Source organism: Rhizobium sp. BG4 (genome assembly GCF_016864575.1).
In the GTDB taxonomy this organism is placed as follows: Bacteria; Pseudomonadota; Alphaproteobacteria; order Rhizobiales; family Rhizobiaceae; genus Rhizobium.
In genome coordinates, this window is the sequence record NZ_CP044125.1 from 1128993 (window position 1) to 1153568 (window position 24576).

Sequence of the window (24576 nt, forward strand, 5' to 3'; positions counted from 1 at the left end):
TCGGGCGCATTTTACGCGACTTTAAACGTTTAACTCGGCCAATCCCGCAAATAGCTCAAGCGCTTCGGGATTTGCGAGCGCCTCCTTGTTCTTAACGGGACGGCCGTGAACCACCTCGCGGACGGCGAGTTCGACGATCTTTCCCGACTTGGTACGCGGGATATCTGCGACGGCGATGATCTTTGCCGGAACGTGGCGCGGCGAGGCGCCGGTGCGGATGCGGTTCTTGATCGCCTTCGAAAGATCCTCACTGAGCGTGACGCCGGGCGCCAGGCGGACGAAGAGCACAACGCGGACGTCGTCATCCCAGTCCTGGCCGATGCAGAGCGCCTCGGCGACCTCTTCCATCTGCTCCACCTGATTGTAGATCTCCGCGGTGCCAATGCGGACACCGCCCGGGTTCAGTGTCGCATCCGAGCGGCCGTGGATGACGAGGCCACCATGCTCCGTCCATTCGGCGAAATCGCCGTGGCACCAGATATTGTCGAAGCGCTCGAAATAGGCGGCGCGATACTTGGCGCCATCGGCATCGTTCCAGAAGCCGACGGGCATGGAGGGAAATGCCTTGGTGCAGACGAGCTCGCCCTTTTCCTGGCGCACCGGCTTTGCGTCATCGTTCCAGACATCGACCGCAAGGCCGAGACCGGCGCCCTGGATCTCGCCGCGCCAGACCGGCTGCAGCGGATTGCCGAGCACGAAGCAGGAGACGATATCCGTGCCGCCGGAAATCGAGGCGAGCTGGATGTCCTCTTTGATACCCTCATAGACGAAGGTGAAGCCTTCCGGCGAGAGCGGCGATCCAGTCGAGGTCATCAGACGCAGGCTCGAAAGGTCATGGCTGCTGCGCGGCGTCAGGCCGCTCTTGCGGACGGCGTCGATATATTTGGCCGAGGTGCCGAAGACCGCGAATTTTTCCGCCTCGGCATAGTCGAACAGCACATTGCCATCAGGCGCGAAGGGCGAGCCATCGAACAGGCAGAGCGTGGCGCCCGCGGCAAGGCCGCTCGCCAGCCAGTTCCACATCATCCAGCCGCAGGTGGTGAAGTAGAAAAGCTTGTCGCCCGGCTCGATGCCGCAATGCAGGCGGTGTTCCTTGAGGTGCTGCAGCAGCGTGCCGCCGGCCGAATGGACAATGCATTTCGGCACGCCTGTCGTGCCGGAGGAAAAGAGGATGTAGAGCGGGTGCGCGAAAGGCAGCTGGGCGAATTCGACCGACTTTGCCTGATAGGCCGCGATCATTGCCGCGAAGGTCTTGGCGCCCGGTGTAGCGGCGGCCACGGCATCGGCATCGCCGGCATAATGGACGATCATCGCCGGCGCCTGCAATTTTCCGGCGACGGTCGCGACCTTGGCGGAGACATCCTGCAGCTTGCCGTTATACCAATAGGCATCGCAGGCGATGAACAGCTTCGGGCCGATCTGGCCGAAGCGGTCGAGCACGCCCTGTTCGCCGAAATCAGGAGAACAGGAGGACCAGATCGCGCCGATCGAGGCCGCGGCCAGCATGCAGGCGATGGTCTCCGGCATATTCGGCATCATCGCGGCGATACGATCGCCCTCGCCGATGCCGAGCGCCCGGTAGGCCTGCTGCAGCTTCGAGACCGTTTCGTGCAGGCGGTTCCAGGACCAGCGATCCTGCACCTTGTCCTCGTTGCGGAAGATCAGCGCATCGCCCTCGCCGCTATTGCGCAGCAGGTTTTCGGCGAAGTTCAGCCGGGCATCGGGGAAAAAACGCGCCTTCAGCATGAGATCGCCATCGGCCAGCACCCGCTCGCCGCGTTCGCCGCGCACGCCGCAGAAATCCCAGAGGGTGGACCAGAAATGCTCGCGCTCGGCGATCGACCAGGCATGCAGGCCGGCATAGTCTTGAAGCGACAGGCCGAACGCCTCGTTGCAGCGCTGCATGAAGGCATGCATCGGGCTCTTCTCGATGAACTCCCGCGACGGCGTCCAGAGCGGCACTGTGTCGTTCATTCCCATTTCCTCCCGTTTATTCGCTATATAACATGCTGCACTGCATTATAAAGTGTGCATGGCGCTCTGCGATCGGCCGTCCGAATTGCATATGGCGCGTATTTCATATATCCGGCAAGATCAGCGCCTAACGGGTAAGCGACTGAAAATACTGGCAGAGCTCATGAGTACGTCAAGACAACCGAAGTGGCGTAAAAAGATGGCCCCCGTTTCCCGCTGGCTTCCGGGTATTACACGTCTCGCAACCCTGCTCTTGCTTATTTCCGCCGTGATCTTTGTCGCCCTGCGCGTTGCCGCACCTTTCGTGGTTTCGACTGGCATGGTGCGCTCCGGCATCGAGGATGCGCTGTCGCGCTGGACGGGCTACAAGGCCGAGATCAAGGGCAGCCCGGAACTCGAATTCTGGCCGACGCCGCGCATCACGCTGCACCAGATCGCCATCCGCCAGCCGCCGAATGCCGGCAACAAGCTGCTCGGCACGATCGACAGCCTCTCGGCCGATTTCAGCCTGATCGAGGCGCTGCGCGGCCATGCCAGCTTCCATGAATTCCATCTGCTGCGGCCCAACCTGTCGCTCACGCGTGATCAGCAGGGCCTGATCGACTGGACCTATGCCGGCCAGCTCGCCAAGGCGATCGACGGCGCGCACCAGGATGGCAATGCGCAGGTACTCGACCGCAAGCTTGATGCCGAAGTCGGCGCCATTACCGTCGAGGACGGGACGCTCAATGTTACCGATCTCGCGACATCCAAGACCTATCACTTCGAGGGTGTGACGGCCGATATCAACTGGCCGCGGCTTTCGAGCGGCATGTCGGCCGTGCTGATTGCGCGGACCGCCGGTCAGGACCTGAAGCTCGACTTCTCCTCGCGCAATCCGCTGCTGGTCTTCGGCGGCAAGACCACCGAGCTGAAGGCATCGCTTGCCTCGAACCTCGTCACCGCCTCTTTCTCGGGGCTCGGCAGCATCACCAACCTGACCGGTCTCTCCGGCAATATCAGCGCCACGATCGGCGACATGCCGGCCCTGCTTGCATGGTCGGGCAAGTCGATCCCGGGGATCGAGAGCCTCAAGTCGTTCTCGATCAGTAGCGACGTGCTCTCGGCCGCCAATGGCCTGCGCTTCAACAATGTGACACTCGGGCTGAACGGCGCGACGGCAACCGGCGTGATGGACATTTCCAGCGTGCGCAACAACCGGGCAAAGCTCGGCGGGACGCTCGCCTTCGACACCATGAACCTCAAGCCGTTCTTCGACGCCTTCGCACTGCGCCTTGCGGCCGGTGAAGAAACGGCAACGCCGGACGGTGGGCCGTTGCAGCGTCTCGATCTCGATCTGCGCTTCTCCGCCAAGGAGATGCAGCTTGCGCCCTTCAACCTCTCGGATGTCGGCGCCAGTGTCATTGTCTCCAGCAACGAGGCCAAGTTCGATATCGGCGACAGCCAGTTCGAGGGCGGCACGATGCTGGCGCATCTGGAAGCAACGCGCGGCGATTTCGATGGTGGCGGCAAGTTGCAGATGTCGATCCGCGGTGCGGATTTCGGTGCTCTGGTCGAACGGCTGCAGCTCAAAGGGCCCTTGCCGCTGACGACCGGCTCACTCGACCTGAACCTGAAGACGGCAAAGCCGCTTTGGACGGCTGGACTCGGCGACGTGACCGGTCAGCTCACCTTCCATGCGGGAACCGGTTCGATCGCCAATCTCGATGTCGAGGCGATCCGCAATCAGTCGGCGCAGCAGAAGTTCTTCCCGCTGAGTGCCGCGGGCGATCATTCGTTCCCGTTCACCGAGGCGCAGCTGACGGCGAATTTCTCGGCTGGTTCGGCAGAGCTTGAAGACGTCAGCATCAAGGGCGCCGTTGAGACGCTGACGCTCTCCGGCATCATCCCCTACGAATCCAACGGGCTGGCACTTTCCGGCTCACTGCAGGCTACCGACGATACGCGGGCGGCCGAACTGCCGCTCCTGCCCTTCTTCATCGGCGGCTCCTGGCCCAATCCGGTGATATCGCCGGTGCCGGTGCTGACGCAGCCGGCACCCAGCGCTCAGTAATCAGGGCGCGTTGGCGGCAGCGCGTTCATCGCGTTCACGCTGGACTTCGCGGCGCTTGGTGATCACCGATGCCGCGATGACGCCGACGGCAACGACGGCGATCAGGATGGTGCAGACCGCATTGATCTCCGGCGTCACGCCCAATCGCACCTGGCTATAGATCCTCATCGGCAGCGTCGTGGCGCCCGGTCCGGAGGTGAAGCTCGCAATAACCAGATCGTCCAGCGACAGAGTGAAGGCCAGGATCCAGCCGGAGAAGACGGCCGGTGCGATGATCGGCAGCGTCACCTCGAAGAAGGTGCGCACCGGCGGCGCGCCGAGATCCTGCGCCGCTTCCTCGATCGACTGATCGAAGCTCATCAGGCGCGACTGCACGACGACGGCGACGAAGCACATGGTCAGCGTCGTATGCGCCAGCGTGATCGTCCAGAAACCGCGGTCGAGGCCGATCGCTACGAAGAGCAGCAGCAGCGACAGGCCGGTGATGACTTCAGGCATGACGAGCGGTGCATAGACCATGCCAGAAAACAGCATGCGGCCGCGGAAGCGCGTGTGGCGCACTAGCGTGATCGCCGCCAGCGTGCCGAGAATGGTTGCCGCCGTTGCCGACAGGACGCCAACGCGGACCGTGACCCAGGCCGCATCCAGCAGGGCGTCATTGTGCATCAACGACACGTACCACTTGGTCGAGAAGCCACCCCAGACGGTGACGAGTTTCGACTCGTTGAAGGAGAAGATCACCAGGAGCACGATCGGCAGATAGAGAAAGGCGAAGCCGAGCGTGACCGAGATGATGTTGAAGCGTGTCCAGCGTAGCATCGCTTATCTCCCCTGCTCGTCGGCTTTGGCCTGGGCGTTCTGGAAGAACACGATCGGCACTACGAGGATCAAGAGAAGGATGGTCGCCACGGCCGAAGACACCGGCCAGTCGCGGTTGGAATTGAACTCGTTCCACAGCGTCTTGCCAATCATCAGCGTCTGCGACCCGCCGAGCAGGTCGGGGATGACGAATTCGCCGACGGCGGGGATGAAGACCAGCATGCAGCCGGCGACGACGCCGGGCAGCGACAGCGGGAACGTCACCCGCCAGAAGGCACGGATCGGCGTGCAGCCGAGATCCTGCGCCGCCTCGATCAGCGTGCCGTCCATCTTCTCGAGCGAGGAATAGAGCGGCAGCACCATGAACGGCAGGTAGGAATAGACGATGCCGATATAGACCGCGACATTGGTGTTCAGGATGATCAGCGGCGTATCGATGATACCCGTTCCGATCAGCAGCTGGTTCAGCAGTCCTTCCGGCTTGAGGATCGCGATCCAGGCATAGACGCGGATGAGGAAGCTCGTCCAGAACGGCAGGATGACCAGCATAAGCAGTGTCGGGCGGATGCTGCGCGGCGCCTGCGCCATGCCATAGGCGATCGGATAGGCGATCAGCAGCGTCAGGAAGGTCGAGACACCGGCGATGACGAGGCTCGAGATATAGGCGTTGAAATAGAGCGGGTCGTCGATCAGGTAGCTGTAATTGTCGAAGGAGAAGGTCGAAATCTTCTCCATGAAACCGGCCCAGCCATCGCTGAACGAGAAGGCCGGTTCATAGGGCGGCATGGCGATCGCGGTCGTCGACAGCGAGATGCGGAAGACGATGAAGAACGGCGCCAGGAAGAAGATCAGCAGCCAGGCATAGGGAACGATAATGACCAGGCGGCTGTAGATGGCTGAACCGAGCTTGCCCATGATCAATCCTTCAAGAGCACGCCGGCGTCTTCGGCGAAGGTGACCCAGACTTCCTGGTCGTAGGTGAAGGGATCGTCGACGGCGCGCTGGGCATTGAGCAGCGAGGCCTTGACCACCTGGCCGCTCTTCAGCTTGACGTGGAAGACGGTCATGTCGCCGAGATAGGCGATGTCCCAGAGCTCGCCCGAGGAGGCGTTGACATTGGGATTGGCCGGTGGCTGGCGGGTGACCTTCAGCTTTTCCGGGCGGATCGCGAAACCGGCAGTGCTGCCCTTGGCGGGCATGTCTGATGTCGCGACCTTGACGCTGAAGCCGGCATCGATGGCGAGCTCGACACTCGTGCCATCGGCGGAGACCACCTTGCCGTCGAAAATGTTCACGTCACCGATGAAGTCGGCGACGAAGCGGCAGTTCGGTGCTTCGTAGATTTCGGCGGGCGTTGCGACCTGCACAACCTTGCCATGGCTCATGACGGCGATGCGGTCTGCCATCGTCATCGCTTCTTCCTGGTCGTGGGTGACGACGACGAAGGTGAGGCCGAGATTCTGCTGCAGGTCCATCAGTTCGAACTGGGTTTCCTCGCGCAGCTTCTTGTCGAGCGCACCGAGCGGCTCGTCGAGCAGCAGCACCTTCGGGCGCTTGGCAAGCGAGCGGGCGAGTGCGACGCGTTGGCGCTGGCCACCGGAAAGCTGGTTGGGCTTGCGCGAGGCGAACTGCTCGAGCTTGACCATCTTCAGCATCTGCGACACGCGCTCGGCGATCTCGTCCTTGCCCATGCCATCCTGGCGCAGGCCGAAGGCGATGTTCTTCTCGACGGTCATATGCGGGAAGAGCGCGTAGCTCTGGAACATCATGTTGACGGGACGCTTGTAGGGCGGCGTGCCGGCCATGTCGGTGCCGTCGAGGATGACCTCGCCCGCGGTCGGCTGCTCGAAGCCGGCCAGCATGCGCAGCAGCGTGGACTTGCCGCAGCCGGAAGCGCCGAGAAGGGCGAAGAATTCGCGGTGGTAAATGTTGAGGCTGAGATCGTTGACGGCGGTGAAATCGCCGAAGCGCTTCGTGACGTTCTTGAATGAGATAAAAGGCTTGGAGGCAGGATCGGCCCAGGGCGCGAAGGAGCGGCGAATATTGCCAAGAGACTTCATGGTTTTCCCCGAAATTATGAATTTGAAACCGGCGCTCCCCCGACGGCCGGCACGTCAATAAAAGGCCCGGGCGTTGCCGTCCGGGCCGAAGTCTCGATTACTGGCCGGTGACGACCTTTGTCCAGATTCGTGTCACGAGGCGCTGCGTTTTTGGATCGAGCGGCGGCACCGTGAAGAGCTTGGCCATGACCTCGGGCGTCGGATAGATCGCCGTATCGCCGATGACTTCCTTGTCCAGGAACTCCTGCGAGGCCTTGTTGCCGTTGGCGTAGAAGACGAAGTTCGATGCCTTGGCGGCGACTTCGGGCTTCATCATGTAATTGATGAATTCATGCGCTTCCTCGACATGCGGAGCATCCTTCGGGATACCGAAGACATCGAAGAAGATCTGCGCGCCCTGGCTCGGAACCGAGTAGTCGATCGTCACGCCGGCCTTGGCTTCGGCAGCGCGGTCGCGGGCCTGGAACATGTCGCCGGAATAGCCGAGCGCGATGCAGATATCGCCGTTGGCGAGCGCGCTGATATATTCGGACGAGTGGAACTTGCGCACGAAGGGACGAACCTTGAGCAGGACTTCCTGCGCCTTGTCGAGATCGGCCTGCTTCTTGCTGTTCGGGTCGAGGCCGAGATAGGCGAGAACCGACGGGATGACGTCGGTCGGCGAATCCAGCATGTAGATGCCGCAATCCTTGAGCTTCTCGGCCTTTGCCGGGTCGAATAGCGCATCCCAGTTGGGCTTCTCGTCGGTGCCGAGCGCGGCCTTGACCTTGTCGACATTGTAGCCAATGCCGGTGGTGCCCCACATGTAGTCGACGCTGTATTCATTGCCGGGGTCGAAGGTCGCGACGCCCTTCATGACGACGTCCCACATGTTCTTCAGGTTCGGCAGCTTCGACTTGTCGAGCTTCTGATAGACACCGGCAGCGATCTGGCGCTGCATGAAGGAAACGGTCGGAACAACGACGTCATAGCCGGTGCCGCCCGCGAGCAGCTTGGTCTCCAGCGTCTCGTTGGAATCGAAGGTGTCGTAGACGACCTTGATGCCGGTTTCCTTGGTGAAGTCCTCAAGGATCGAGCTGTCGATATAATCGGACCAGTTGTAGACATTGACGACGCGTTCCTGGGCGTAGGACGGCGCGGCGGCAAGAATGGCCACGGCAACAGTTGCCGCGAGCTTTGCAATGACTGACCTCATAATCTCTCCTGTGGCTTATAATTATTAGGTATCACGCCCCCGGACACCCATTCCCTCTGGATTTTTAGCTAGACTAAGAAGGATTTTGAGAGCCGACAAGCGCAAAATCCTGCGCTCTCAATGATTTCAACTATCACTGAAAATCAAAGGCGCTGAGACCGGCCACCATCTCGTCTAGCCCAAGCGGGCGAGTGACCGGCGGCTCGGCACGGGCAAGACAGCCCTTTCGCTCACAAAGGCGGCAGACAGGGCCAATTGCAACTGCATGTGGCGAAGATGACGCCGCCTGAGCGTAGACGGTCGCATCCCTGAACTGGGCGTCGCAGGCAATGAGCAGCGCAGTGCGCCTGACCCTCTCGCCGAAGGGGGCTGCCGGGCCTTCCAGCGTTCGTGCGATCGTCAGAAAGGCGCTGCCATCCGGCGTCTCTACGGTTTCCGCCAGGATCTGGCCGGGCTGCAGGAAGGCGGCGTGAATATTGAGCTTGGGACAGCCGCCGCCGAAGCGGGCCTGCGGGAAGCCCGACGCCCCTGCCCGGCGCAGACGGTTTCCGGCCGCATCGATCTCCATCAGGAAGAATGGCACGGCGCTGTTCGACGGCCGCTGCAGCATGGTGAGCCGGGCCGCCGCCTGGCCGAAGGAACAGCCGAAGCGACTGCGCAGGAGATCGATGTCGTAGCGCACGGATTTCGCCGCCGTCAGGAAGGCCTCGTAAGGCATCATCAGCGCCAGTGCGGCAGCGCGGGCGAGCTCGAAGCGGGCGATGCGCTGGGCTTCCGGCGTCGACAGAGCGAGCCCTTCCAGCTCCTTGCCGATCGCCGCCTTCAGGGCGAGCGTTGCGGCCTCGATGGCGATCTCCTGCAGCTGGTCCTGCGGCGACAGGCGCTCGGAGAGGAAAAGCCGCATGGAGTGGCGATCGAAGCGGCGTCGCAGATCCGGCATGACATGGACAGGCAGGACGCGCACGGTAATGCCGCGCTCCTTCTGTAGCCAATCCCTCAACACCTGTTGCAGATCGCCAGAGGGAAGCGTCATGAAGAACTGTTCGGCGGCATCCTCGATGACGGCGAAATAGGCCGGGCGCCGCTCCAGCGCGTCGCGCACCTCGTCGGCCGGAAGGCGCGCACCGGCAGCGGGGACTTGCGCACCGTCAGCCATCAGCGCGCCGAGATCCGAAAGCCGGGCAGCCTGTTCGCGGTAGGCGCGGTAGAGCTTCACCATGCCGCTCGCCGCATTGGGCGCAGCGTCCGATATCTCCACCAGCTCCTGATCGCCGGGAAGCTCACCCGACAGCAGCGGGTCGGCAAAGACTTCGCGCAGTTCGGCGAGATTATTGCCCGGCTCGCTCTGGAGCTCATCGAGGTCGACCTTGTAGACCGAGGCGAGCTTCAACAGCAGCTGAACGGTAAGCGGCCGTTGGTTGCGTTCGATCAGGTTCAGATAGGACGGCGAGATGCCGAGGGCTTCGGCCATCGCCGTCTGCGTGACGCCGAGGCCATTGCGGATGCGCCTGACTTTCGGTCCGGCAAAGATCTTCCGTTCCATATCGATGCCTTTTACAAAATTTTACAAATTGACAAAGCCAGCTTGTAAATCTTGCGCCAATATAACCTCTTTCTCAGGCACTTAAGCAAGTCTTTTCTGGCTTTTGACGGCGATCTTGTAAATTCTGTCACACAAGCAATCGAGCTGAAGGAGGATATTGTGACTGAGTTTGACAAGCTGATCCGCAACGCACCGGCTGGCCGTTTCGACGGCATCGAGCGCCCCTATTCCGCCGAGGACGTCAGGCGGCTGCGCGGTTCCGTGGAGATCAGCCACTCGCTGGCGGAAATGGGTGCTGCGAGGCTCTGGGAACTCTTGCGCCGGGACGATTTCGTCAATGCGCTCGGCGCTCTCTCCGGCAATCAGGCCATGCAGATGGTCCGCGCCGGCCTGAAGGCGATCTATCTCTCCGGCTGGCAGGTCGCGGCAGACGCCAATACCGCCTCGGCGATGTATCCGGACCAGTCGCTCTATCCCGCCAATGCCGGGCCGGAGCTTGCCAAGCGCATCAACCGCACACTGCAGCGCGCCGACCAGATCGAGACGTCGGAAGGCAAGGGCCTTTCGGTCGAGAACTGGTTTGCGCCAATCGTTGCCGATGCCGAGGCCGGTTTCGGCGGGCCGCTCAACGCCTTCGAGATCATGAAGGCCTATATCGAGGCGGGCGTTGCCGGCGTCCACTTCGAGGACCAACTGGCATCGGAAAAGAAATGCGGCCATCTCGGCGGCAAGGTCCTGATCCCGACGGCGGCGCATATCCGCAACCTCAACGCCGCGCGTCTGGCAGCCGATGTCATGGGTGTCTCGACGCTGGTGATTGCGCGCACGGATGCCGAGGCGGCAAAGCTTCTGACTTCCGATATCGACGAGCGCGACCAGCCCTTCGTCGATTACGATGCCGGGCGCACCGTCGAGGGCTTCTATCAGGTCCGCAACGGGCTAGAGCCCTGCATTGCCCGCGCGGTCGCCTATGCGCCCTATTGCGATCTGATCTGGTGCGAGACGTCGAAGCCCGATCTCGATCAGGCGCGGCGCTTTGCCGAAGGCGTGCACAAGGTGCATCCGGGCAAGCTGCTGGCCTATAACTGCTCGCCGTCCTTCAACTGGCGCAAGAACCTGGACGAGGCGACGATCGCCAGGTTCCAGCGCGAACTCGGCGCCATGGGCTACAAGTTCCAGTTCATCACGCTTGCCGGCTTCCATCAGCTGAACTTCGGCATGTTCGAGCTGGCGCGCGGCTACAAGAGCCGGCAGATGGCCGCCTATTCCGAGCTGCAACAGGCGGAGTTTGCCGCCGAGGTCAACGGCTACACCGCGACCAAGCACCAGCGCGAAGTCGGCACCGGCTATTTCGATGCCGTATCGCTTGCCATCACCGGCGGCCTGTCCTCGACGACCGCGATGAGGGAATCGACCGAACACACACAGTTCAAACCCGCAGCGGAATGACCGCGCAACAGGAGGAGAAGACCATGGCTTCCATCTCACGTGTCCGCGAACGCGCGGAAGAGCAGTCATCGACGATGACGCCGGACCAGCAGAGCATGATCCGCATGCTCGCCAACGATCTGCACCGGCTCAATCAGTCTGTCATGAAGGCGGTTGAATCCGGTATTTCGGTAGAGCTTGTCCGGTCCGCCCGCCATCACGGCGGCGACGGCAACTGGGGCGATCTGATGATCCCGGTTGTCGTTGCCAACCGCACCTAAAGAGTGAGAAGGCGCCGGGAAAACCGGCGCCTTCTGCGTCATTTGACGCAATTGTCAGTCCCCGCAAAGGCGAGCATAATATGATCAAGACCTAATGGGACATCATATGCCTGCAACAATACGCGCGGACGTGCACTCCCTGACCGATATGGTCTATGGGGCACTGCTCGGGGAAACCAGCTGGCAGGATTTTCTGGATACGCTGAACACGCGCATGCCGGATGGCAAGTCGACGCTCTTTTTTCATGATGCGGTTCTCGGCTCCGGCGGGCTGTCGCTTTCATCCGGCCTCGAAGACGCTGCCGCGAAAGCCTACAACACCCATTTCAGCACCGTGAACCCATGGATGGCGAAAGCTGCCGTCCGACCCGTCGGGCTCGGCGTCATCGCCGATCAGATGCTGCCACACGAAGAGCTGCTGAAAACCGAATTCTATCACGACTACCTGCGCAGCATCGGCTGCCGCAGCAGCATCGGTGTGACGATCATGCGGGAGAAGGGGCGGTCCTTCAATCTCTCGACGCTGACATCGAGCACCGACGCCGGCTATAACCGCGCCAACGCCCAGGTGCTGACCGAACTCGCCCCGCATCTGCGGCGTGCCTTCGATTACCTGCGCCGCGAGCGAAGCAACGAGGCCGGCGGCAAGCCGCTGCTCGATGCGATCGGCGTCGGGCTGATCTATCTCGGCGAGGAGCGCAAGGTCCGGTCGATGAACACCGCGGCGCAGATGATGCTGACGGAGGGATGCGGCATCAGCGTGACCCCGACCGGGCGGCTGAACGTCAACGACGCCAATGTCAACGAGCAGCTGCGCGCCACCGGCCGCTCCGGCGAGCCGCTGCAGCCGGTTTGCAGCGGGCGCATCGGCAACATCAAATACACGCTGGTACGGCTGCAGTCCGATTTCATGAGCGAGTTCCTGCAGGAGCCGACCTCGGCGCTGATCATCGAGCGCTCCGGCGGCATCTGCGCCCATCTGAACGACAGGCTGAGCGGCAACGAGCACCTGACCGCCGCCGAACTGCGCATCGCCTCGTCGATCGCCAGCGGCCTGTCGCTGCGCGATACCGCCAAGCTGAACGACATCAGCTACGAGACGGCGCGCTCGCACCTGAAGAACATCTTCTCCAAGCTCGGCGTCAACAGCCAGGTGGCCTTGGTACGAAGACTGATACCGTGAGCTAGCTGCGGCTGGCGCGCTTGCCGGCGAAAAGATCGGAATAGCTTTTCAGCAATTTGGTCATCCGATCGGCAACGGCGCGGATTTCCGGCCGGTGGCGGTCTTCGTTGTTCATGACGATCCACTGGCGATGCTTGAGCTCGGGAATTTCGCCGCCGAGACGCTGAAGCTCCGGATCGAGATCGCCGACGAAGCAGGGGAGCACCGCCCTGCCCGCCCCAGCGCGCACCAGATCCGGCAGCGACCGCGGCCGGTTGACGGTGGCGGCGATCGGGCCGGATGCGTTGCGATAGGGCCAGCGCAGATAGCCGGAGATCGCCTCGTCCTCGGCAACGGCCACCCATTGCTCCGCAGCCTCGGCAGCATTGCGCCTGACATAGACGGCATAGGCGACCTCGCCGAGCAGACGCGCGGCAAGGTTTGCCTCGTCGGGTTCGAAGGCGCGGATGCCGATATCGCTCTCCCGGTAGGAAAGATTGGCGCGGGTTTCGCCGATCGTCAGTGAGAGGGCAAAGCCATCGCCGGGCATGCGGATCGCCGAGAAGTTCTCGGTCAGCAGCCAGGCAACCCAGGTTCCCGCCGCAACCCTTACCGTCACTCCGCCCTCGCCCGACTGGCGCCAGGCATCGACCTTGCGGGCAGCGGCCTCCATCTCCTGCAGGTGGTCGAGGAGAGCCTGACCATCCGGCGTCAGGCGGTAACCGGTCTGGCTGCGGACGAAGAGCGTGCGGCCGGTGTCCTGCTCCAGCTCCAGCATGCGGCGACCGACTGTCGCCGGGCTGAGGCCACTGGTGCCGCTCGCGCCGGTGAGGCCGCCGAGACGGGCGACCTGCAGGAAAAGCTGATAGGAATCCCAAGCGGTGTTTTTCATCGGTGAAAATCGTATGCCGATTTCAGCTGTTTAAGAAGCGATTTTTGATGTGTATCTGAGGTGATGTCTTTGAAACGGAGGACATCATCATGATCGATCAGATCGCCATTGCCAGCATGCTCGGCCTCTCACGGGGCGGCCGGATTGGCCGCCGGACATCCGAAGACGAATTCTATGAGCAATATGGCGGCTCGCGCATCATCCGCGCCGTCGCCTGGCTGACCGACATAGGCCTGAAAAGCAAAGGCCGCGCTGTCGAGGCGCGGCCCAAGGATACTCGTGTAAAGCGCTTGGATCAGGCAGCCTGCCTTGCCGGGCGGTGAGCGGCCGCACCGTTGCCGATGCGGAACTGCTGAAGCAGGCCCATCAAGGCATCGGCCTCGTCGGCAAGCTGGCGGCTTGCCTGCGTCGTCTCCTCGACCATCGAGGCATTCTTCTGGGTCATCTGGTCCATCGCGTTGACGGAGCCGTTGACTTCCTGAAGAGCCGCCGACTGATCCTGGCTTGCCGTCGCGATCGTATCGACATGCTTGCTAATGACGATGATTTCCTGGCTGATCGAGGCGAGAACATTGCCGGTTTTCTGCACCAGCTCGGAACCGGCGGTGACTTCTCGGCTCGACTTTTCGATCAGGCCCTTGATCTCGCGGGCGGCATCGGCGGAGCGCTGGGCCAGTTCGCGGACTTCCTGCGCGACGACGGCAAAGCCCTTGCCGGCTTCACCGGCGCGCGCCGCTTCGATGCCGGCATTCAGTGCCAGAAGGTTGGTCTGGAAGGCGATGTCGTCGATGACCTCGATGATCTGCTCGATCTGCTGCGAGGCTTCCTCGATGCGGCCCATGGCGGCAACAGCATCGCCGACGACGGCGCCGGAGCTGTCGGCGGTCTTCTTGGTCAGTGCCACCGTATTGTTGGCTTCGCGGGCGCGATCGGCGGATGAGCGCACGGTGACCGTGATCTCCTCGACGGCGGCGGCGGTTTCTTCAAGGCTGGCGGCCTGTGCTTCCGTGCGCTTCGAGAGCTCACCGGCAGAAGCCAACATTGCACCACTGTTGCGCTGGATGGCGTTGGCATTGTCACGGATGCGGGTCAGCGTGTCCTGCAGGCGCAGCAGCGAACTGTTGAAATCGACGCGCAGCTGTTCGAGGCGGCCGACGAAGGGCGTCTCGATGGTTTCGGACACATCGCCCTGTGCCAGACGGCCGAGACCGGCGGCGAGCTGGTTGACGGCAAAATCGATCTGGCCGTCGAGCGTGCGCTTTTCGGCATCGTTGCGGGTGCGTTCAGCCTCTGTCAGAGCACGCTGCTCTGCGGCCTGCGTTTCGAGATCCAGGCGCGCCTTGGCGCTATCGCGGAATGCCGACAGCGCCCGGCCGATCTCGCCGAATTCGTTCGGCTTGTCGACGCAGGGGATCGCGCCGGAGAGATTGCCGGCAGAGATCGAATGCACCGTCTTGGTCAGCGCCTGGAGCGGGCTGACGGTACGGCGGATCGCGAAGAAGGCGAGCAGGCTGACGACCAGCATGACGGCGGCACCGGCGCCGATCACGAGGATCTGCAGATGCTGGAGACGGGCAAAATAGACTTCCATCGGAATGCCGATGAAGAGGATGCCCGTATTGGCGCCAGCGGCATTCTTCACCGGGAAATAGCCGGTCATGTAGTTCTTTCCGAACAGCACTGCAGGGCCGTAATAGGCGTCGCCCTTGGCGAGCGCGGTCTGCGCCGGATGATCAGCGGCGAGGTTGGTGCCGACGGCGCGGCTACCGTCTTCCTTCTTCACATTGGTGGAGACGCGGACGTAATCGCTGCCCTGCTTGTCGAAGATCGTCGCGACACCGGCAATGGATTCGGCCGTGCGATCGACCAGCGAGTGATCGGTGAATGCGGGGATCTTTTCTTCGGTGACCGTAGAGAGCTGCGCATCCTTGACGGCGATCTTCGCGCTGTCATCGGCCGCGCCGTAGAGGATCGCCATCGTGCGGCTGGCATCCTTGGCGTCGGCCACCGCATTGTCCATGACATAGCGGCTCAGATCATAATAGGTCACGGCAACGATCGCGCCGGTGCTGACCACAAGCAAACCGAGTGTGATGGCAACCGCCTGGCGGACGATGGATGTCGAGAAAAAGCGCAGCATAGCAATCCTCTGCAATACGAATTGCAGCTATTCTATGCGTTAAACGTTAAGGAAAATTATCCGCTAATTATCTGAAAACACTGTAATAACTTGTATAAATATGACTATTCGTCAGCATCTTTTCGAACATCGGTAGAAAATCAGTGGCGTCGCGATCGAAACACAACCTTTGCGTCCATATTTCAGGCATTCCGCACAAACAAAAACGGCGCCTTGCGGCGCCGTTCTCATAGTCTGAATTTTCGCTGATCTCAGGCGGCGCGATAGTAGGTCGCGTGCGTTTCGCCGTCGATCTTGAACTGCTGTACGAGGGCCAACAGGCTGTCTGCCTGCGAGGCAAGCTCGCGGCTGGCGGCGGTCGTTTCTTCCACCATCGCGGCGTTCTGCTGGGTCATCTGGTCCATCGAGTTGACAGTTGAGTTGACTTCCTGCAGGGCGCCCGACTGATCGTGGCTGGCGCGGGCGATCATCTCGACATGCTGGCTGATGGTGACGATCTGGGCGCTGATCTTCGCGAGCACCGTGCCGGTTTCCTGGACGGACTGCGAACCGGAGCTGACTTCGGTGGTCGACTTGTTGATCAGGCCCTTGATCTCCTGCGCGGCAGCGGCGGAGCGCTGGGCGAGTTCACGGACTTCCATGGCGACGACGGCAAAGCCCTTGCCCGCTTCACCGGCACGCGCGGCTTCGATACCGGCGTTGAGGGCGAGCAGGTTGGTCTGGAAGGCGATCTCGTCGATCACGCCGATGATCTGCTCGATCTGGCGCGACGCATCCTCGATGCGGCCCATGGCGTCGATCGCCTTGCCGACGACGGTCGCCGAGTCATCGGCGCTGCGCTTGGCCTGGCGAACGATCTGGTCGGCATCCTTGGCGCGTTCGGCAGACGAACGGACGGTGACGGTGATCTCGTCGACGGCCGCAGCGGTTTCTTCGAGCGAAGCGGCCTGCTGTTCCGTACGCTTGGCGAGATCCTCGGCCGACTGGGCCATCTGGTTGCCGTTGCCCTGGATCATCTGCACGTTATCGCGGATCTGGCTCATGGTCGCCTGGAGGCGGAGCATCGAGCCGTTGAAGTCTTCACGCAGCTGCTCGAGGCGGCCGATGAACGGCGTGTCGATAGTCGTGGAGATATCGCCCTGCGACATGCGCTCAAGACCGGCAGCGAGCTCGTTGACCGCGAATTCGATCTGGCGGTCCATCTCGCGCTTTTCGGCATCGTTGCGCTGGCGCTCGTGTTCGGCGGCCTGACGCTCCTCGTCGCTCTGCTCCTCGATACGGATCTTGGAGATTGCGTTTTCCTTGAAGATGCCCAGTGCACGGGCCATGTCGCCGATTTCGTCGAAGCGCTGCTCACCGGAAATGCTGGTGTCGAGCGCGCCGTCTGCGATGCGGCGCATTGCGGCGGTGATCTGGCCGATCGGGCGCTGCAGGGTCAGAACCAGGGCGATACCGCCGATGATCGAGACCAGGATGCCGAGGCCGGTGGTGCCGACGGAGATGCTGTTGGCCTGATCGCGCTCGGCGCCGGCCGTCTGCTTCTGCAGTTCGGCGAAGCTCGTCAGCTGACCCCAGACACTATCGAGCTCCTGGCGGGCAGCGGCATAGTCGGCAACGCGCTGGTTGATGACGTCAACGAGGCTCTGTGCGTCCTTGTCCATCGAGACCAGTGCCGGATTGATTGCAGCGATGATGTCGCTGGCGAAATCCATGCCCTTGGCGCTGGCCTGCAGGGTGTTCAGCATGGTGTTGAGGGTCGCGATTTCCTGGTTCAGGCGAACGCGGTTTTCCTTGCTCGGCTTGGCGCTGAAATCGGCCAGAACGAGCTGGAGCGAATAGATCGAGGTCTCGAGACGGCGGGTGTCTTCCAGAACCGAATTGGTCTGGGCGATGCGGCTGTCGAGCTGGACGAAGGTGGTCGTGGCTTCGCGCATCATCTGCGTTGCCGTCAGCTGCGTGTAGGTGGACATCTGGCGGAATCGGGAAACGAGACGGCCGAGATTGGCGACGCCATCATCGGTGCCAGCATCGAGTGCGGCGGCCTGCGTCTTCAGATCGCTGATGGTCTGGGCCATCGACTGCGTCATGCTCTTCTGATTCTGCGGAACCGAGATTTCGATCATCCGCTGCGCCTTGATGATCGTCGGCAGCGCCGTCGTCACGACCTTCAGCTTGTCGGCAGGAAGCTGCGCCTTGTTGAAATCGTTCATCGCGGTCGCCAGCGTGTCGCCGCCCTTGAGCAGACGGTCGGCGGCGCGCAGCGTCGCAGTCGCATTGCCCTCGTCGGTGCGCACGCTCTCTTCGAGCTGGCGCGCATCATAGCTGACATTGAAGCGGTTGGTGATCATCACCTTCTGGGCGTCGTCGATCTGCTTGCGCAGCGCGACTTCCTGGTCATGCAGCGTCCACAGCTTGCCGACGGTGCCTGAAATGGCGCTGGTGCCGTCTATCGCAGCCTGCAGATTGTCGCGGCCGCCATTCTCGCCGATCTGAGACAGGGTGGCGTTCAGAGTTTCGCCCTGCGTCTTGATATCCGCGTAGAGCTTATCGCGAGCCTGCTCGTTGGTGTTCTGCAGGAAGTCATCCATGGAGCCGTAGAGATCCTTGAAGCCGCTCAGCGACTGCAGGATGCTGTTCGAAATTTCCATGCGCCCTTGCAGCATGCCGGAGGCATAAAGGCCGGTGAGGCCGACCGCCGAAATAGCGACGACGAAAGGCAGAACGAAGATCAGGACCTTCGTCTTGATCTTGAAGCGCGACAGGATCTTATCAATGAACATGGCTATACCGGCCTTCCATACACCACTCCTCCCACCGGCTGCTGTTGCGGCGCCGGCCGAGTGCATCGAGCTGACTTTTCTGGATAATGGGAAACCCGAGGGCTCAGGCGGCAGTCATTGCCAAGTCATCGCCGCGCGAACGGGATGCCCATAGTTTCAGCAAGTGTGACAGAAGAGATATTAATATTCGGATAAGCCAAATCGTTTGAAATCGTACTTATGGCCGCCCGTAAGCGGCTGGCACGAAAGGGCTAACCGCTATTTATATGACAATTGCGGGAATGGTCAGATCGTGTGGGCGATCAGAAGTGCGATAATCGCGGCAGTTGCACCGGTGGCCAACATGAGAAAGCGGAGCGTCGCAAGCTTGGTGTCAGGCTTTGCCTGGGCGATTGCGATGGCGCGGGCGCGGCGTGTGTTCCTATTCATGTAAAGGACCTCACTTTTCTCAATACTGTAACAATCCATCAAAATGGCTGTGCGGTAAAGCTTTAAATGGGAAGCTTGTTCCATCGTTGCCATTGGGACACGATGGCGCACCCGGCTTAAGAAGTCTTGAATCTATTTGCCCGGATTCGACCCTATAAGGATTCACCTGCCGCAAAGCCCGAGGCCCAAGCCCACTGGAAGTTATAGCCGCCGAGCCAGCCTGTGACATCGACGCATTCGCCGATGAAATAGAGGCCCGCAACCGTCTTGGCTTCCATCGTCTTCGAGTCCAGCGCTGATGTATCGATGCCGCCGAGCGTGACTTCCGCCGTGCGGTATCCTTCGGAGCCGGACGGCTTGACGGACCAGTTCTGCGCGGCATCGGCAAGCCTTGAGAGCGCCTTGTCGGAGAGGTCGGCCATGTTGCCGGAGATGCCTTCGCGCTCGGTCAGATACTGCGCCAGCCGCTTCGGCAGGATTTCCGCCAGCGCCGTCTGCGCCGACTGGCGGCCGTTCGTCTGTTTGGCTCTCTTCAGATGCTGGAGCAGATCGACATCGGGTTCGATATCGACGGTAATCCCCTCGCCTTCGCGCCAGTAAGACGAAATCTGCAGGATGGCCGGACCGCTGAGGCCGCGATGGGTGAAAAGCAGCGCTTCCCGGAATGCCGTCTTGCCGTGACGGATTTCTGCCGGGGCGGCGATACCCGAGAGCGGTGCGATCGCTTCAAGCAGGACGGGATCGAGCGTCAGCGGCACGAGGCCCGGGCGGGTTTCGGTCATGGCGAGACCGAACTGCTCGGCGATGCGATAGGCAAAGCCGGTGGCGCCCATCTTCGGGATCGACTTGCCGCCGGTGGCGATGACAAGCGAGGCGCAATCGTAGGCGCCTTCCGATGTGCTGACGCGAAAGCCGCCATCGGTCTTCTCGATGCCGGCAATCTCGGTGCGCAGCTGCCATTCGGCACCGGCCGACCGCATCTCGTCGAGCAGCATATGGATGATGTCCTTGGCGCTGTCGTCACAGAACAGCTGACCGAGGGTCTTCTCGTGCCAGGCGATCTTGTGGCGATCGACCATGGCAACGAAATCGGCGGGGGTGAAGCGGGCGAGCGCCGACTTGCAGAAATGCGGATTGGCAGAGAGGAAATTCTTCGGGCCGGCATGGATATTGGTGAAGTTGCAGCGGCCGCCGCCGGAGATGCGGATCTTCTCGCCAGGGCTTTTGGCGTGATCGAGGACGAGCACGGAGCGGCCGCGCTGACCGGCGCGAATGGCGCACATCATGCCGGCGGCGCCCGCGCCGATGACGATCACATCGCTTTTTTCTGCCACGCCCCGATCCTTCTCTGAACGGCGTCTTCTTTTTCTATCAAATGGCGAAAGTCAACGTCTCTACCCCCCTCGCCAATTGCCAAACTCTGGTTATGATGGCCTTCCGATCAACGTAACCGGTGTGTCATGTCTCCAAAAAAGACGACGCTTAAGCCTGCCAAGAACGTCCGCCCCACCATCAAGACTCCCCCTGACCCTGGGTCGTCGCGCGGCGTAGCGAATTGGAAGGAAGCGGCACAGTGGCTACGGGCACGCGGCATCGAAGACATCGAATGCATCACCCCCGACCTTGCCGGTGTTCCGCGCGGCAAGATGATGCCGACATCGAAATTCACCTCCAACACCTCGCTCGCGCTGCCTTCGGCGATCTACCGCCACACGATCTCCGGCGCCTATCCCGAGGAGACCGAAAGCTTCCGCTACGAGCCGCGCGACAGCGACCTGAAGCTGGTGCCCGACCTTTCGACACTATCGGTGGTGCCGTGGGAAACCGATCCGACGGCGCAGGTGATCTGCGATATCGTCAATTCCGACGGCGCCGAGGTATCCTATACTCCGCGCAACGTGCTGAAGCGCATCATGGGGCTCTACAGCGCCCGCGGCTGGAAGCCGGTCGTCGCGCCTGAAATCGAGTTCTATCTGGTCGCCACCAATGACGACCCGGACTATCCGCTGCATCCGCCGAAAGGCCGCTCCGGCCGTTCGATCCTCGGTGGTCAGGGCTATTCGATCGCCGGGATCAACGAGTTCGACGAACTGATCGACGACATCTATCACTTCTCGGAAAAGCAGGGTCTCGAGATCGACACGCTGATCCATGAAGAGGGCCCGGCGCAGCTGGAAATCAACCTGCGCCACGGCAATCCGATCGAACTTGCCGACCAGGTTTTCATGTTCAAGCGCACGATCCGCGAGGCAGCGCTGAAGCACGGCATCTACGCCACCTTCATGGCCAAGCCGATGCAGGGCCAGCCGGGTTCGGCGATGCATATCCACCAGTCGGTGGTGCATGAAGGCACGGGCAAGAACATCTTCTCCAATCCGGACGGTTCGCCCTCCAAGGAGTTCTTCCACTTCATCGGCGGCATGCAAAAATACGTGCCGAGCGCGCTGGCGATGCTGGCGCCTTACGTGAATTCCTACCGCCGCCTGGCACCTAACATGTCCTGCCCTGTCAACAACGCCTGGGGCTACGACAACCGCACGACCGCCTTCCGCGTTCCGGTTTCGGATCCGCAGGCGCGGCGCGTCGAGAACCGGTTGCCGAGCTCGGATGCCAATCCGTATCTGGCGCTCGCCGCATCGCTGGCATCTGGCCTGCTCGGGATCACCAAGCAGATCGAGCCGACCGCGCCGACCGAGGATTCTGCCAACGAGGGGTCGATCGACCTGCCGCGCGGCCTGCTGGAAGCGATCGCGCTGATGGAAGACGAGCCGGCCTTCGAAGAAGTGTTCGGCGAGGAGTTCATCGGCCTCTATGCCGGCGTCAAGCGCGGCGAGTTCGAGACCTTCATGGAAGTGATTAGCCCTTGGGAGCGTGAGTTCCTGTTGCTCAACGTGTGAGGAGGCGTTCCTCATGGCTGTGAAGCAAGACTGGCAGAGCCCCATCGCGCCCGGCGTTTCCTGGTATCAGGCGACGGCGGGCGAGCGGGCGACCTATCCGGAACTTGACGGATCGAAGACATGTGACGTCGCCGTTGTCGGCGGCGGCTATACAGGGCTGCAGGCGGCGTACAATCTCGCCAAGGCGGGCGTCTCGGTCGTATTGATCGACGCCAACCGCTTCGGCGACGGCGCATCCGGCCGCAATGGCGGCCAGCTCGGTACCGGCCAGCGCTGGTGGCCGGAAGAACTCGAAGAGAAGATCGGCTACGAGCGCTCCAGGGCGCTGTTCGATCTGGCGGAAGGGGCAAAGAAGCACCTCCTCGATTTCGCCAGCGAACACCAGATCGACATCGAGTTCATGCCCGGACAGATCAACGTCGCTCACAAGGAGAGCTACAAGCGCTCCTATATCGAAAACGCCGAGATCGCTGCCTCACGCTACGGCTATCCGCATGTCCAGTTCATGGACAGGCAGGAGACGCAGGAACGGCTGGGTTCGAAGCGTTATCACTGCGGCGTGCGCGACACCGGCACCGGGCATATCCACCCGCTGAAGCTGCTGATCGGGCTTGCCCGGGTAGCGGCCAACGCGGGCGCCCAGATCTTCGAGATGACGCCGGCAACTGCTGTTCGCAACGACGGCGGCAAGGTGAGGATCGATACGCCGAAAGGGACGATCACCGCGGACAAGGCGCTGATTGCCTGCAACGGCTATATCGGCAACCTGGAACCGGTGACGGCGAGCCACGTGATGCCGATCCGCTCCTTCATCGGCGCCACCGCGCCGCTGAAGGATTTCCCGGCCGTGCTGCCGGGCGGGGAGGCTGTGGCCGACTCCCGCTTCGTGGTGCGCTACTTCCGCAAGTCGAAAGACGGGCGGCTGCTGTTTGGCGGACGCGAGGCCTATACGTCGGACAATCCGCGCGACATCACCGAGCATATCCGCAGGCAGATCACCGAGATCTATCCGGCTCTCAAGGATGTCGAGATCACCCATGCCTGGGGCGGCTCCGTCGGGATCACGATGCCGCGGCAGCCGTTCGTGCGCGAAGTGATGCCAAATGTCACATCGATCGGCGGTTATTCCGGCCACGGCGTCATGCTGTCAAATTACTGCGGCAAACTTTATGCAGAAACAGTGCTTGGAAAATCCGCCGATCTCGATCTCTTCAAGGCGCTCGATATCCCGGCTTTTCCAGGCGGTGCGGCCATGCGTGCCCCACTGCTGTTTCTAGCCTTGTCCTGGTTCGCGCTGCGCGACAAGTTTTAGGGCGATTGCGGGATTTCCTCTCGGGTCAATTCGCTTTAAAACCGGGACCCGAGAGATTCATTGCATCGCACACTGGCTTTTTTAAATCGATTAGATTAAAACGGCCGCCAACCAGACTGATTGAGAGAAAAGCTCATGAGCAGCCAAATCATTCCCGTTGAACCCTTTGACTATGTCGTCTTCGGCGGCAGTGGCGATCTCGCCGAGCGCAAGCTTTTGCCGGCGCTCTATCACCGCCAGATCGAGGGCCAGTTCACCGAGCCGACCCGCATCATCGGCGCTTCGCGCAGCCCGCTGACCGACGAGGAATACCGCAAATTCGCCCAGGAAGCTCTCAAGGAGCACCTGAAGAAGGGCGAGTATGACGAGGCCGAAGTCGAGAAGTTCTGCAAGCGCCTGCACTATGTATCGGTCGACGCCCGCTCCGACGGCGGCTGGGACAAGCTGAAGAAGCTGCTCGACGACGGCAAGGATCGCGTTCGCGCCTTCTATCTCGCCGTTGCCCCGGGCATTTTCGGCGACATCTCGCAGAAGATCCACGAGCACAAGCTGATCACCAAGTCGACGCGCATCGTCGTCGAGAAGCCGATCGGCCGCGACCTCGCTTCCGCCCTGCAGCTGAACGACACGATCGGCAAGGTCTTCAAGGAAGAGCAGATCTTCCGCATCGACCACTATCTCGGCAAGGAAACCGTGCAGAACCTGATGGCGCTGCGCTTTGCCAACGCCCTCTACGAGCCGCTGTGGAACGCCAACTATATCGACCACGTGCAGATCACCGTCGCTGAAGCCGTCGGCCTCGAAGGCCGTGCCGGCTACTACGACACGGCTGGCGCGCTGCGCGACATGGTGCAGAACCACATCCTGCAGCTGCTCTGCCTGACGGCGATGGAAGTTCCCTCCTCGATGGATTCCGAAGCCGTCCGCGACGAAAAGCTCAAGGTGCTGCGCGCCCTGAAGCCGATCGACGCATCGAATGTCGAGCAGTTCACCGTTCGCGGCCAGTACCGCGCCGGCGCTTCCGGCACCGGTCCGGTCAAGGGCTATCTCGAAGAGCTCGAAGGCGGCGTTTCCAATACCGAAACCTTCGTCGCCATCAAGGCCGAGATCAACAACTGGCGTTGGGCAGGCGTTCCCTTCTTCATCCGCACCGGCAAGCGTCTTGCCGGCCGCATGTCGGAAATCGTCATCACCTTCAAGTCGATCCCGCACTCGGTCTTCGACCAGTCTGCCGGCCGCATCAGCCAGAACCAGCTGATCATCCGCCTGCAGCCGGACGAAGGCGTCAAGCAGTCGCTGATGATCAAGGACCCGGGTCCGGGCGGCATGCGCCTGCGCAACGTTTCGCTCGACATGAGCTTTGCGGAAGCGTTCCATGTCCGTAACCCGGATGCCTACGAGCGCCTGCTGATGGACGTCATCCGCTCCAACCAGACGCTGTTCATGCGCCGCGACGAAGTCGAGGCGGCATGGGACTGGGTTGACCCGATCCTGAAGGGCTGGGAATCCACCGGCCAGCTGGTTCAAGGTTACACCGCAGGCACCTGGGGCCCGAGCCAGGCTATCGCGCTGATCGAGCGCGACGGCCGCACCTGGCACGACAACATCTAG

At 61.7% G+C, this 24576-nt stretch carries 19 protein-coding genes; 8 read left to right on the forward strand and 11 right to left on the reverse strand.

What is annotated here, in order from left to right; translation table 11 throughout:
- Nucleotides 1-21: 21 nt before the first annotated feature.
- On the reverse strand, nt 22-1974 hold the full coding sequence (locus tag F2982_RS05995; RefSeq protein ID WP_203429560.1) for an acetoacetate--CoA ligase: 1953 nt from the start codon (nt 1972-1974) through the stop codon (nt 22-24).
- Between the two features lie 163 nt (nt 1975-2137).
- Between F2982_RS05995 and F2982_RS06000 the strand changes: the two genes are divergently transcribed.
- Nucleotides 2138-4027, forward strand: a complete 1890-nt coding sequence (locus F2982_RS06000) for an AsmA family protein (protein WP_203429561.1) — start codon at nt 2138-2140, stop codon at nt 4025-4027.
- On the opposite strand, the gene F2982_RS06005 is transcribed toward F2982_RS06000, so the two are convergent.
- The 5 genes from F2982_RS06005 to F2982_RS06025 all read right to left on the reverse strand — a co-directional run bounded on the left by F2982_RS06005 (nt 4028) and on the right by F2982_RS06025 (nt 9644).
- Nucleotides 4028-4846, reverse strand: a complete 819-nt coding sequence (locus F2982_RS06005; protein WP_112713186.1) for an ABC transporter permease subunit — start codon at nt 4844-4846, stop codon at nt 4028-4030.
- A gap of 3 nt (nt 4847-4849) precedes the next feature.
- Complete coding sequence (locus F2982_RS06010; protein ID WP_112713188.1) at nt 4850-5761, reverse strand: ABC transporter permease subunit; 912 nt, start codon at nt 5759-5761, stop codon at nt 4850-4852.
- Nucleotides 5762-5763: 2 nt separating this feature from the next.
- Nucleotides 5764-6906: an ABC transporter ATP-binding protein gene (locus F2982_RS06015; protein ID WP_199626206.1), complete on the reverse strand. Its 1143-nt coding sequence runs from the start codon at nt 6904-6906 to the stop codon at nt 5764-5766.
- Nucleotides 6907-7003: 97 nt separating this feature from the next.
- The gene (locus F2982_RS06020) at nt 7004-8101 is read right to left on the reverse strand and encodes a polyamine ABC transporter substrate-binding protein (RefSeq protein ID WP_112713192.1); all 1098 of its coding nucleotides are present in this window, start codon (nt 8099-8101) and stop codon (nt 7004-7006) included.
- 133 nt (nt 8102-8234) lie between these two features.
- Nucleotides 8235-9644 carry a short-chain fatty acyl-CoA regulator family protein gene (locus F2982_RS06025; RefSeq protein WP_203429562.1) on the reverse strand — a complete coding sequence of 470 codons (1410 nt, stop codon included), beginning with the start codon at nt 9642-9644 and terminating at the stop codon, nt 8235-8237.
- Nucleotides 9645-9803: 159 nt separating this feature from the next.
- Here F2982_RS06025 and aceA point away from each other — a divergent pair, with 159 nt between their 5' ends.
- From aceA to F2982_RS06040, 3 genes are all read left to right on the forward strand, one after another.
- Nucleotides 9804-11093 carry an isocitrate lyase gene (aceA, locus tag F2982_RS06030; protein ID WP_203429563.1) on the forward strand — a complete coding sequence of 430 codons (1290 nt, stop codon included), beginning with the start codon at nt 9804-9806 and terminating at the stop codon, nt 11091-11093.
- 23 nt (nt 11094-11116) lie between these two features.
- Entirely contained in the window at nt 11117-11353 is a 237-nt protein-coding gene (locus tag F2982_RS06035) for a hypothetical protein (protein ID WP_112713198.1), read from the forward strand.
- Between the two features lie 106 nt (nt 11354-11459).
- A complete protein-coding gene (locus tag F2982_RS06040) occupies nt 11460-12536 on the forward strand; it encodes a helix-turn-helix transcriptional regulator (RefSeq protein ID WP_203429564.1) in 1077 nt (358 codons plus the stop codon).
- A gap of 1 nt (nt 12537) precedes the next feature.
- Here the strand turns inward: F2982_RS06040 and F2982_RS06045 are convergent, their stop codons facing one another.
- The gene (locus F2982_RS06045; protein WP_203429565.1) at nt 12538-13407 is read right to left on the reverse strand and encodes a LysR family transcriptional regulator; all 870 of its coding nucleotides are present in this window, start codon (nt 13405-13407) and stop codon (nt 12538-12540) included.
- Between the two features lie 89 nt (nt 13408-13496).
- Here F2982_RS06045 and F2982_RS06050 point away from each other — a divergent pair, with 89 nt between their 5' ends.
- Nucleotides 13497-13730: a hypothetical protein gene (locus F2982_RS06050; RefSeq protein WP_203429566.1), complete on the forward strand. Its 234-nt coding sequence runs from the start codon at nt 13497-13499 to the stop codon at nt 13728-13730.
- Here the strand turns inward: F2982_RS06050 and F2982_RS06055 are convergent.
- The 4 genes from F2982_RS06055 to F2982_RS06070 form a co-directional block, all read right to left on the reverse strand.
- Complete coding sequence (locus tag F2982_RS06055; RefSeq protein ID WP_203429567.1) at nt 13703-15547, reverse strand: methyl-accepting chemotaxis protein; 1845 nt, start codon at nt 15545-15547, stop codon at nt 13703-13705. The genes F2982_RS06050 and F2982_RS06055 overlap by 28 nt on opposite strands.
- Nucleotides 15548-15798: 251 nt before the next feature.
- Entirely contained in the window at nt 15799-18327 is a 2529-nt protein-coding gene (locus F2982_RS06060; protein ID WP_203429568.1) for a HAMP domain-containing methyl-accepting chemotaxis protein, read from the reverse strand.
- Nucleotides 18328-18612: 285 nt separating this feature from the next.
- On the reverse strand, nt 18613-18756 hold the full coding sequence (locus F2982_RS06065) for a hypothetical protein (RefSeq protein ID WP_199626200.1): 144 nt from the start codon (nt 18754-18756) through the stop codon (nt 18613-18615).
- A 152-nt stretch (nt 18757-18908) separates the two neighbouring features.
- Nucleotides 18909-20042, reverse strand: a complete 1134-nt coding sequence (locus F2982_RS06070; protein ID WP_246777542.1) for an NAD(P)/FAD-dependent oxidoreductase — start codon at nt 20040-20042, stop codon at nt 18909-18911.
- Nucleotides 20043-20216: 174 nt separating this feature from the next.
- Between F2982_RS06070 and F2982_RS06075 the strand changes: the two genes are divergently transcribed.
- From F2982_RS06075 to zwf, 3 genes are all read left to right on the forward strand, one after another.
- Nucleotides 20217-21653, forward strand: coding sequence for a glutamine synthetase family protein (locus F2982_RS06075; protein ID WP_112713212.1), 1437 nt, complete (start codon nt 20217-20219; stop codon nt 21651-21653).
- Between the two features lie 13 nt (nt 21654-21666).
- The gene (locus tag F2982_RS06080) at nt 21667-22965 is read left to right on the forward strand and encodes an FAD-binding oxidoreductase (RefSeq protein WP_203429570.1); all 1299 of its coding nucleotides are present in this window, start codon (nt 21667-21669) and stop codon (nt 22963-22965) included.
- 135 nt (nt 22966-23100) lie between these two features.
- Entirely contained in the window at nt 23101-24576 is a 1476-nt protein-coding gene (gene zwf / locus F2982_RS06085) for a glucose-6-phosphate dehydrogenase (RefSeq protein WP_199626196.1), read from the forward strand.